Origin of the sequence: Klebsiella sp. GN_Kp190, assembly GCF_040061795.1 — a bacterium.
GTDB lineage: Bacteria > Pseudomonadota > Gammaproteobacteria > Enterobacterales > Enterobacteriaceae > Klebsiella > Klebsiella michiganensis.
On sequence record NZ_JBEAFN010000026.1, the window covers coordinates 23867 to 35159 of the forward strand.

10 protein-coding genes are annotated in these 11293 nt (G+C 56.7%); 7 read left to right on the top strand and 3 right to left on the bottom strand.

Annotation, left to right across the window (positions count from 1 at the left end):
* Positions 1-4: 4 nt before the first annotated feature.
* Positions 5-283, bottom strand: coding sequence for a DUF1145 family protein (locus ABLU67_RS14815; RefSeq protein WP_004106574.1), 279 nt, complete (start codon positions 281-283; stop codon positions 5-7).
* Positions 273-869: a 16S rRNA (guanine(966)-N(2))-methyltransferase gene (rsmD, locus tag ABLU67_RS14820; RefSeq protein ID WP_348852360.1), complete on the bottom strand. Its 597-nt coding sequence runs from the start codon at positions 867-869 to the stop codon at positions 273-275. Before rsmD ends, ABLU67_RS14815 begins: the two co-directional genes overlap by 11 nt.
* Before the next feature lie 192 nt (positions 870-1061).
* On the opposite strand from rsmD, the gene ftsY reads away from it, so the two are divergent.
* From ftsY to rpoH, 4 genes are all read left to right on the top strand, one after another.
* Positions 1062-2516, top strand: coding sequence for a signal recognition particle-docking protein FtsY (ftsY, locus tag ABLU67_RS14825; protein WP_232553050.1), 1455 nt, complete (start codon positions 1062-1064; stop codon positions 2514-2516).
* A 2-nt stretch (positions 2517-2518) separates the two neighbouring features.
* Positions 2519-3187, top strand: coding sequence for a cell division ATP-binding protein FtsE (gene ftsE, locus ABLU67_RS14830; protein WP_004106557.1), 669 nt, complete (start codon positions 2519-2521; stop codon positions 3185-3187).
* Positions 3180-4238: a permease-like cell division protein FtsX gene (gene ftsX, locus ABLU67_RS14835; protein WP_025106848.1), complete on the top strand. Its 1059-nt coding sequence runs from the start codon at positions 3180-3182 to the stop codon at positions 4236-4238. Before ftsE ends, ftsX begins: the two co-directional genes overlap by 8 nt.
* 256 nt (positions 4239-4494) lie before the next feature.
* Positions 4495-5349 (top strand): RNA polymerase sigma factor RpoH, encoded by an 855-nt coding sequence (gene rpoH / locus ABLU67_RS14840; RefSeq protein WP_004106554.1) that lies wholly within the window; start codon positions 4495-4497, stop codon positions 5347-5349.
* A 32-nt stretch (positions 5350-5381) separates the two neighbouring features.
* Here rpoH and ABLU67_RS14845 read toward each other — a convergent pair whose 3' ends face one another.
* The gene (locus ABLU67_RS14845) at positions 5382-6896 is read right to left on the bottom strand and encodes a PLP-dependent aminotransferase family protein (protein ID WP_032751582.1); all 1515 of its coding nucleotides are present in this window, start codon (positions 6894-6896) and stop codon (positions 5382-5384) included.
* Between the two features lie 117 nt (positions 6897-7013).
* Between ABLU67_RS14845 and ABLU67_RS14850 the strand changes: the two genes are divergently transcribed.
* From ABLU67_RS14850 to livJ, 3 genes are all read left to right on the top strand, one after another.
* Entirely contained in the window at positions 7014-8279 is a 1266-nt protein-coding gene (locus ABLU67_RS14850; RefSeq protein WP_014839711.1) for a 4-aminobutyrate--2-oxoglutarate transaminase, read from the top strand.
* A gap of 149 nt (positions 8280-8428) precedes the next feature.
* Positions 8429-9673 carry an amino acid permease gene (locus ABLU67_RS14855; RefSeq protein WP_038423782.1) on the top strand — a complete coding sequence of 415 codons (1245 nt, stop codon included), beginning with the start codon at positions 8429-8431 and terminating at the stop codon, positions 9671-9673.
* Positions 9674-9929: 256 nt separating this feature from the next.
* Positions 9930-11033, top strand: a complete 1104-nt coding sequence (gene livJ / locus ABLU67_RS14860; protein WP_004133032.1) for a branched chain amino acid ABC transporter substrate-binding protein LivJ — start codon at positions 9930-9932, stop codon at positions 11031-11033.
* Positions 11034-11293: the final 260 nt, after the last annotated feature.

Consider the following 11293-nt stretch of genomic DNA (forward strand, 5'->3'; position numbering starts at 1 on the left):
GGCATTACTTCTTCTTCAGGGTCGCCTTGAGCTTTTTCTGCCAGGCGACCAGTTCGAACACGCCGAAGATGAAAATACGAATCTGCTCGAAGCGCCCCAGCGGCGGCATCTCTTTCGTCTGCGTCGCCTTGAGCAGCGTCAGCTGCAGGCCGTGCATCAGAATCATAAAGATCAGCGCCACGTTAACGAAGATGTTCAGCGGTTTTGGGAACGGTTGAAACAGGTTCAGCAATAAAAACGCCCACACGCACAGCATCAGCAAGCGGCCAAAATTAATCAGCATGGTTTTCTCCTTGGGCCTCACGTTGATAGAGACGGTAGGCGACCTGTCCGGCCACTTTTTCACGATAGACGTGCCAGTTCATCGGCACCGGCGGTAAACCGTTTTCGACTTCACTCTCAATGTAGACAAGCGCTTCATCGCTAAGCCAGCCGTTGTTTTCCAGCAGCTTTAGCGTCTCTTCAAGCAGTTCTTTACGAAACGGGGGATCGACAAACACGATGTGATGCGGCGTGCCCGCCTGAGCAAGAAACGCTAAAGTATTGGTATTGACCACCTTAGCGTTGCTGGCTTTGAGGGTCGCCAGATTTTTTTGCAGCTGCTGCGCGACGCCGCGTTCCATTTCCAGCAGCGTGGCGCTGGCCGCATAGCGGGAGAGGGCTTCAAGGCCCAGCGCGCCGCTGCCGGCGAAGCAGTCGAGGCAGTTCGCGTCAACGATCGACGGCGCCAGCCAGTTAAATAGCGTTTCGCGCACCCGGTCGGTGGTCGGGCGCAGACCCGGGCTCTCCGGCACCGGGAGTTTACGGCCCCGCCATTGCCCGCCGATAATACGGATCTGGCCGCTGCCCGCGTGGTTTGGTTTCTTCATCTCTTTGCTCAAGTCTCAACTTCCGGGCTGCTATTCTAACGATCGGCGGCGGTTGACGAAACCTTAATCCGGGGGCGGTGATGCGAGTTAAGTTAAGTGGTAGACTATCCGACTAATTTCATCATTTTTCAGCTTCCGCTACCTACTGGCCGAAGCTGTGCCATGAATTAACAGCGAGGAGTGTAGTCGCAAATGGCGAAAGACAAAAAACGTGGCTTCTTTTCCTGGCTGGGCTTTGGTCAAAAAGAACAGGCGCAGGAAAGCGAAACAGAACAAAAAGTAGAAGCCCAGCAAGAGGTTGAAGAACCGGCTCAGGAAAGCGAAGCGCCTGCGGTTGCGCCGGAAACGGTCGACGCCACTGCGACAGAGAAACAGGATGCTGAAGCCTTTGCCGCCGAGGTGGTTGAGGAGATAGCGGAGCAGCCCGCGGTTGAAGAGACGGTCGCTGAGCCGCTGGTGGAAGAGGTCATCGCCGAGCCGGTAGTGGCTGAAGTCGTCGCTGAACAGACGCCGGAAGAGGTCATTACCGAACCGGAAACGGCAGTTATTGAAGAAACCGCCGTTGATCAGCCGGAACCAGACGAAACGGTAGAAGAGGCTGAGGCCGATATCACCGATGAAGAGCTGGAAGCACAGGCTCTGGCGGCGGCCGATGCGGCAGAAAACGCCGTTGAAGTGGTGCCGGACGAAACCGTCGTGACGCCGTTAGAGCAGGAAAAACCGACCAAAGAAGGTTTCTTCGCCCGCCTCAAACGCAGCCTGGTAAAAACCAAACAGAACCTCGGTTCCGGATTTATCAGTCTGTTCCGCGGTAAGAAAATCGACGATGATCTGTTTGAAGAGCTGGAAGAGCAACTGCTGATTGCCGATGTCGGCGTGGAAACCACGCGTAAGATCATCACGCGTCTTACCAACGACGCCAGCCGCAAGCAGCTGCGCGACGCCGAGGCGCTGTACGGCCTGCTGAAAGAAGAGATGGGCGATATTCTGGCGAAAGTGGATGAGCCGCTGAACGTAGAAGGCAAAACGCCGTTTGTGATTCTGATGGTCGGCGTCAACGGCGTCGGTAAAACCACCACCATCGGCAAGCTGGCGCGTCAGTTCGAGCAGCAGGGCAAGTCGGTGATGCTGGCGGCGGGGGATACTTTCCGCGCGGCGGCGGTTGAGCAGCTCCAGGTTTGGGGGCAGCGCAACAATATTCCGGTGATTGCCCAGCACACCGGCGCGGATTCGGCATCGGTCATTTTCGACGCCATCCAGGCGGCGAAGGCGCGCAATATTGACGTCCTGATTGCCGATACCGCGGGTCGTCTGCAGAATAAATCGCACCTGATGGAAGAGCTGAAGAAGATTGTCCGCGTCATGAAAAAACTAGATGTCGATGCGCCGCATGAAGTTATGCTGACCATTGACGCCAGCACCGGGCAGAACGCGATTAGCCAGGCCAAACTGTTCCATGAGGCGGTTGGACTGACCGGTATTACCTTGACTAAGCTGGATGGGACCGCCAAGGGCGGGGTTATCTTCTCGGTTGCCGATCAGTTCGGTATTCCGATTCGCTACATCGGTGTTGGCGAACGTATTGAAGATCTGCGTCCGTTTAATGCGGGCGACTTTATTGAGGCACTTTTTGCCCGAGAGGATTAAAAATGATTCGCTTTGAACAAGTCAGCAAAGCCTATCTCGGTGGGAGACAAGCGCTGCAGGGGGTGACGTTCCACCTGCAGGCGGGCGAGATGGCGTTTCTGACCGGCCATTCCGGAGCGGGGAAAAGTACCCTGCTGAAGCTTATCTGCGGTATCGAACGGCCCAGCGCCGGCAAAATCCTTTTCGGCGGCCATGATATTAGCCGCCTGAAGAGCCGCGAGGTGCCGTTTTTGCGCCGTCAGATTGGCATGATTTTCCAGGACCACCATCTGCTGATGGACCGAACCGTTTACGATAATGTAGCGATCCCGCTGATTATCGCCGGCGCCAGCGGGGATGATATCCGTCGTCGCGTCTCGGCGGCGCTGGATAAAGTCGGGCTACTGGACAAAGCGAAAAACCTGCCGATTCAGCTTTCAGGCGGGGAACAACAGCGCGTGGGCATCGCCCGCGCGGTGGTGAACAAACCTGCGGTCCTGCTGGCGGATGAACCGACCGGTAACCTCGACGAGGCGCTGTCGGAAGGGATCTTACGTCTGTTTGAAGAGTTTAACCGCGTTGGGGTGACGGTGCTGATGGCGACGCATGACCTGGGGCTTATCTCCAGTCGTCCGTACCGCGTCCTGTCCCTCAGCGAGGGGCATATGCATGGAGGCCACATCGGTGAATAAGCGCGAGGCAATGAACCACATTCGCCGATTCGGCAATCGATTCGACCGTTTCCGCAATGCGGGCGGAGCGGGCGGTAGCGGCGGGCGCAATGCGTCGAAGCGGCCAAAAGCGGCGCCGAATCCGGCTTCCCGCAAGAGCAACGTATTCAATGAACAGGTGCGCTACGCCTGGCACGGCGCGGTACAGGATCTGAAAAGCACGCCGCTGGCGACGTTTCTGACGGTGATGGTGATCGCCATTTCGTTGACCCTGCCAAGCGTGTGCTACATGGTCTACAAAAACGTCAGCACCGCGGCGTCACAGTATTATCCCACGCCGCAAATCACTGTTTATCTGGAAAAAACGCTGGATGACGACGCCGCTGCGCGGGTAGTCGGCCAGCTGCAGGCGGAGCAGGGCGTCGAGAAGGTTAACTATCTGTCGCGCGATGAAGCCCTTGGCGAATTCCGCAACTGGTCAGGCTTCGGCGGCGCGCTGGATATGCTGGAAGAGAACCCGCTGCCGGCGGTGGCGATCGTGGTGCCGAAGATTGATTTCCAGAGCGTTGAAGCGCTGAACACGCTGCGCGACCGCGTGAGCCACGTTCAGGGCGTTGATGAAGTGCGTATGGATGACAGCTGGTTTGCGCGGCTCTCGTCGCTGACCGGGCTGGTCGGACGCGTTTCGGCGATGATCGGCGTACTGATGGTGGCGGCGGTCTTCCTGGTGATCGGCAACAGCGTGCGTCTGAGCATCTTCGCCCGCCGCGATACCATTAACGTGCAGAAACTGATTGGCGCGACCGACGGCTTTATTCTGCGTCCGTTCCTTTACGGTGGGGCGCTGCTGGGGTTCTCCGGCGCGTTTCTGTCGCTGATCCTGTCGGAAATTATGGTCATGCGCCTGTCGTCGGCGGTCACCGAAGTGGCGAAAGTCTTCGGCACGCAGTTTGAACTCAGCGGCTTAGGCTTTGACGAGTGCCTGCTGATGCTGATTGTTTGCTCGATGATTGGCTGGGTCGCCGCCTGGCTGGCAACCGTTCAACATTTACGTCACTTTACTCCCGAGTAGTAAAAATCTGGTATAATCTTTCCCTGCACTGAATATCTCTCTGCAGGGAAAGAGTCCCTGTCGACGCTTCCCTAAACTTCATAACCATGTCACATTTTGTGCGTAATCTATTCACATCATTGCATGGAACTTGTGGATAAAATCACTGTCTGATACTAATGTGAGTGATATTCTCGTTGCTCATCAATGCTGGCATGTTTGTTGCTCCGTTGTGAGGACAGAAAGATGCCAGAAGATATCGATTGAGAGGATTTGAATGACCAAAGATATGCAAACTTTAGCCTTAGCCCCCGTTGGTAACCTGGAATCGTACATCCGGGCTGCTAACACTTGGCCGATGTTATCGGCTGATGAAGAGCGGGAGCTTGCTGAAAAGCTGCATTACCAGGGCGATCTGGAAGCAGCGAAAAAGCTGATCCTGTCTCACCTGCGCTTTGTTGTTCATATTGCTCGTAACTACTCGGGCTATGGCCTGCCGCAGGCGGATCTGATTCAGGAAGGCAACATTGGCCTGATGAAAGCCGTGCGCCGTTTTAACCCGGAAGTGGGCGTGCGTCTGGTTTCCTTCGCCGTGCACTGGATCAAAGCGGAAATTCATGAATACGTGCTGCGTAACTGGCGTATCGTGAAGGTCGCGACCACGAAAGCACAGCGTAAGCTGTTCTTTAACCTGCGCAAAACCAAGCAGCGTCTGGGCTGGTTTAACCAGGATGAAGTCGAAATGGTGGCCCGCGAGCTGGGCGTGTCGAGCAAAGACGTGCGTGAGATGGAGTCACGTATGGCGGCGCAGGACATGACCTTCGACATGTCGTCGGATGATGAGTCCGATAGCCAGCCGATGGCGCCGGTGCTCTATCTGCAGGATAAAACGTCTAACTTTGCCGACGGCATTGAAGACGATAACTGGGAAGAGCAGGCGGCAAACAAGCTGACCGACGCGATGCAGGGTCTTGACGAACGTAGCCAGGACATCATCCGCGCCCGCTGGCTGGACGAAGACAACAAGTCCACGCTGCAGGAGCTGGCAGACCGCTACGGCGTGTCGGCTGAACGTGTACGTCAGCTTGAAAAGAACGCCATGAAAAAACTGCGCGCCGCTATCGAAGCCTAATCTGAGCGCCAGTCCCCCGATAACGCCCCACATTACGATGGGGCGTTTTGTTTTTCTGCCTCCGCCAGCGCCTGCGGGCAGTGCATTTTCAGACACTCAAGCAGGACGTTGAACGCCGGTTCCATCTGCGTTTCCGGCTGCGAAGCAAAACCCATCAACAGCCCTTTCTTCCGCTGCGCCGTCAGGTAATAGCGCGACAGCGGACGCACTAAAATATGGCGCGCGTTGGCATCGCGGGCAATCGCCACGTCATCCGCCTCATCCGGCAAATTCAGGATCAGATGCAGTCCGGCATTATCGCTGAAGTCCGACAGCGCGTGCGGCCCGCAGTGCCGCTGAATCAGCTCGGTCAAAAAGACGCGACGGCGGCTGTAGAGCAGGCGCATGCGGCGAATGTGTGCCGAGTAATGACCGGCGTTGATAAATTCCGCCAGCGCCAGCTGGATAAGCGAATGGCCGCCGCGGTAGAGCTCGGCGTGGGCGTTTTTGAGTTCAGCCGCCAGCGGGCGAGGCAGCACGACGTAGCCCAGCCGCAGCCCCGGGTAGAGCGTTTTACTGAACGTACCGACGTAGACCACCGGCGCTTCGGGGACTAAGCCCTGTAGCGCCGGGATCGGCTGACCGGAAAAGCGAAACTCGCTGTCGTAATCATCTTCCACAATCCAGCTGCCGTGCTGATGGGCCAGAGTGAGCAGGCGCTGTCGGCGCTCAAGGCTCATTACCGCGCCGAGGGGGTACTGATGGGATGGCGTAACGAAGATCAGCCGCGGGGCTTCGGCTATGCTTTCGGGCGGGCACAGGCCGCTGGCATCAACCACCACGGGCTCGGCCCGCACTTCATTCATCGCCAGCACATGGCGAATGCCCCAGTAGGACGGCTCCTCCACCCAGGCGAGATCGCCGCGGTCGCACAGCATGCGGGTGATCAGGTCGATAGCCTGATGGATCCCTTCAGTAATAAGAATTTGATCTGCCTGGCACTGAACGCCGCGCGCTACTCTCAGATAGTCCACCAACGCGTGCTGCAGCTCGGCCGTTCCGCCGTTACAGCTATAGCTGAGCTGTTCGGGTTTTGGACGGCGGCTGATACGCGCCTGGATTTTACTGAACAGCGGGTGGGGAAACGCATTGACGTCCGGTACGCCGGGGATAAATGCCCCCCACTGACGCGGGCTGGCGCTGATGTGCCCCAGCAGATGCTGGCCGCGTCGGGAGATGGGCGCGCTGGCTGCTGGCGCAGGGCTGCTTTCACTGGCGCTGCTGGTTGGAAGAAACATATCGGGCAGCGTTTTCGCGACGAATGTTCCGCTGCCGCGACGGGACACGACGTACCCCTCAGCCAGCAATTGTTCGTAAACTGTTAAAATTGTGTTGCGAGACATTTTCAGCTCTCCCGCCAGATCCCGTGAAGGGGGCAGGCGGCTATGGGGCGGGAGAGAACCATCCAGAATGGCGTGGCGAATCGCCTTGTAAAGGCGCTTGTGCAGGAGCGGATCGGTTTCTTTCTGCAATCTGACCAGCACCAGGTCTGCGATAAGCGAACGCAATTGGATCCCTCAGATAATCTGAATTGGTACTCGATTATAGGGCCAAATCCTGTGTAAATAAACGACATAGTTTCGGATTTGTTGCGATAACGTGACACACATGACAGGAGATTCTCGGTGAAAAGTTCAGAACTGAATCAGCGTCGCCAGCAGGCGACTCCGCGCGGCGTAGGGGTGATGTGCAGCTACTTTGTTGAGAAAGCGGAGAACGCTACGTTGTGGGATATTGAAGGGAATGAGGTGATCGATTTCGCCGCCGGCATCGCGGTGCTGAATACCGGCCATCGCCACCCAAAAATCGTTGCCGCCGTTGAACAGCAGCTGCAGGCCTTTACCCACACGGCTTACCAGATTGTCCCGTACGAAAGCTATGTCACGCTGGCCGAGCGGATTAACGAACTGGCGCCGATTGACGGTCCGGCGAAAACGGCGTTCTTTACCACCGGGGCGGAAGCCGTTGAAAACGCGGTGAAAATCGCGCGCGCTTATACCGGTCGTCCGGGGTTGATTACCTTCGGCGGCGGCTTCCACGGCCGTACGTTTATGACCATGGCGCTGACCGGCAAAGTAGCGCCTTACAAGATTGGTTTCGGCCCGTTCCCGGGCTCGGTTTATCACGCCGTCTACCCTAACGCCGCCCATGGCATTACCACCGCCGACGCGATGAAGAGCCTGGAGCGCATTTTCAAAGCGGATATCGCGGCCGATCAGGTGGCGGCGATTGTGCTGGAGCCGATTCAGGGGGAAGGCGGCTTTAACGTTGCCCCGCCTGAGTTTATGCAGGCGCTGCGCGCGCTGTGCGATACCCACGGCATTCTGCTGATTGCCGATGAAGTACAAACCGGCTTTGCGCGTACCGGCAAGCTATTTGCGATGCAGCACTATGATGTGAAGCCCGACCTGATGACGATGGCCAAAAGCCTGGCCGGCGGTTTCCCGCTCTCCGGCGTGGTAGGTCGCGCCGAGGTGATGGATGCGCCTGCGCCGGGCGGTCTGGGCGGCACCTATGCCGGTAACCCGCTGGCGGTCGCGGCCGCACACGCGGTGCTGGACGTGATTGAAGAAGAACAGCTGTGCCAGCGCGCTGAGCGCTTAGGCAGCCATCTGAAAGAGGTGCTGAATCAGGCGCGTCAAAGCTGCCCGGCGATTGCTGACGTACGCGGCCAGGGGTCGATGGTGGCGGTAGAGTTTAACGATCCGCAAACCGGCGAGCCGTCGGCGGAGATCACCCGTCAAATCCAGCAACAAGCCCAGGAGAACGGCCTGCTGCTGCTGAGCTGCGGCGTCTATGGCAACGTCATTCGCTTCCTCTATCCGTTAACGATTCCGGATGCGCAGTTTACGAAAGCGCTGGATATTCTGGCCCGCGTGCTGAAGGGCTAGTCAGTCTTACATCCATTTGCGGCGGCAGGGAAGCCCAACAGAAACAGGAAGCCGCAGTCTGGTTATTCATGCTCAGCGTGAGTGGTATTTCACCCTGATATCACCTTTTTTCCGGCGGCGTACGCTGCCGGAATAAAACGGAAAATATTATGTCTGACAACTCCACCTTTTCTCCGGCTCTGACGAGCCGGGAGCGTACCGCTGTACCTGCAAAATCCCTCAGTTTCATTGAAGGCGTGTCGATGATCGTCGGCACCAATATCGGCGCTGGGGTGCTATCCATCGCCTATGCCTCCAGCAAAGCGGGCTTTCTGCCGCTGCTGTTTTGGCTGATTGTGGTCGGTAGCCTGACGACCATCACCATGCTCTACGTGGCGGAATCGACGCTGCGCACGCGTAAGCATCTGCAGCTTAGCGGCCTGTCGCAGCGCTACGTCGGCCGCTTTGGCGCGCTGATGATGTTCCTCTCCGTTTGCGTCAACAGCGTCGGCGCGCTGACGGCTTATATGACCGGCAGCGGTAAACTCCTGCATTCGTTATTCGGCATCTCGCCGGCCCTGGGCAGCGCGCTGTTTTTTATTCCGGCGGCCGGGGTGCTTTATCTTGGGCTGAAGGCGATTGGCCGGGGTGAGAAATTCATCAGTATCGGCATGGTCGTTATGATAACCATTTTGGTTGCCGCGACGTTGCTGAAAGAGACCGCCAGCGTCGGTTATTTGCTGGACGGCAACTGGCTGTATATGGTGCCGGTATTTAACGTTGTCGCGTTTTGTTTCTCCGCGCAATATATCGTGCCGGAGATGGCGCGCGGCTTCGCCGATAAACCGGAGAAGCTGCCGAAGGCCATTATGGTGGGGATGTTATTAACCTTTTGCCTGCTGGCGCTGGTCCCGCTTTCGGTGATTGCATTAAGCGGGCTGGATAATATTTCTGATGTGGCAACCATTTCCTGGGGCAGGGCGCTCGGCGAGTGGGCTTTCTTCTCGGCAAATCTTTTTGCGCTCTGCGCGATGCTGACCTCCTATTGGGGGCTGGGCGGAAGCTTCCTGACCAATATTTTCGATCAGTTTCGCCTGGGCAACGACGAGCAGCCGTTCAAACGCTTTAAGGTGCTGTTAGTGGTCGCCGTGCCGCCTTTTATTCTGGCCTATAGCGGGATGGTGTCCTTCGTGAACGCGCTCTATTTTGCCGGGGTATTTAGCGGGGTGATTTTATCTATCATGCCGATCCTGATCCTCAAAGGCTCGCGTCGGCAGGGTGACATCATCCCCGGCTGGACCTGCCCGGCGCTAATCACGCATCCCTTAATCCAGATCTTCATCGTATTGCTCTATCTTTGCAGCGCCGCCTACGCCATCGCTTCGGCCTTTGGCTACCTGCCTGCGGGCTGGTAGTCGCGTTGCTCATGCCCCCGCGTTCGGTTTATTCCGGCGCGGGTTTTTATTTGTCACTTATCTGTTACATACTCCGCAATTTTATCGTTTCCAATTCTCCTGAATGACGGTATGTTTAGCATAGTGTGCTGCAAAAGCGCAGGCGGCAGACCCTAATCTAACTATCATATGCTTTTCTTATGTGTCTAATTAGAATAATGCGCTAATAAACAACATCACAACAAATGCAAATACCATAATAATGGGGAGCCTCAGGATGAATATGAAGGGTAAAGCGTTACTGGCAGGATGTATTGCCTTAATCATGAGCGGTACGGCAATGGCCGAAGATATCAAAGTCGCCGTTGTTGGCGCGATGTCCGGTCCGGTAGCGCAGTACGGTGACCAGGAGTTTACTGGCGCAGAGCAGGCCATTGCCGATATCAACGCCAAAGGCGGTATCAAAGGCAATAAGCTGCAGATGGTAAAATACGACGACGCCTGTGACCCGAAACAAGCGGTTGCCGTCGCTAACAAAGTGATTAACGACGGTATCAAATACGTTATCGGTCACCTGTGCTCTTCTTCCACCCAGCCGGCCTCTGATATCTATGAAGATGAAGGCGTGCTGATGATCACCCCGGCGGCCACCGCGCCGGAGCTGACGGCTCGCGGCTATCATCTGATTCTGCGCACCACCGGTCTGGACTCCGATCAGGGGCCAACCGCTGCCAAATATATCCTGGAAAAAGTGAAGCCGCAGCGCATCGCGATTGTCCACGACAAACAGCAGTATGGCGAGGGCCTGGCCCGCGCGGTACAGGATAACCTGAAGAAGGGCGGCGCTAACGTGGTGTTCTTTGACGGTATCACCGCCGGTGAGAAAGACTTCTCTACCCTGGTGGCGCGTCTGAAGAAAGAGAATATCGACTTCGTTTACTACGGCGGCTATCACCCGGAGATGGGGCAGATCCTGCGTCAGTCTCGCGCCGCTGGCCTGAAAACGCAGTTTATGGGGCCGGAAGGAGTAGCGAACGTGTCGCTGTCTAACATCGCGGGCGCTTCTGCGGAAGGTATGCTGGTCACCAAGCCGAAGAACTACGACCAGGTTCCGGCGAACAAACCGATTGTGGATGCGATCAAAGCGAAGAAACAGGATCCAAGCGGCGCGTTCGTGTGGACCACCTATGCCGCGCTGCAGTCGCTGCAAGCAGGCCTGAATCAGTCTGAAGATCCGGCTGAAATCGCTAAATACCTGAAGGGCGCAACGGTCGACACCGTAATGGGGCCGCTCACCTGGAACGAGAAGGGCGATCTGAAGGGCTTCGAGTTCGGCGTGTTTACCTGGCATGCTAATGGTACGGCGACCGACGCCAAATAATTTAACCTGCGCCTTTCACGCTGCAGATGCGTTGTCTGCGTCCCTCAACCCCGGTCACTTACCGATGTAAGCTCCCGGGGATTTCGGGTCTTGACGCCTTTCTGCAACGCGAAATTCTTGGTTAAATCAGTTTATCCTTGCCTCTTCGCATAGGCGAGGAGAAAGGTAAAAGCAAAAAGGCAACGTAAGTTGCCTTTTTTAGTCGGTAGCCCGGGTAAGGCGTTACGCCGCAACCCGGGGAATGCGCCGGGGTTGATGCA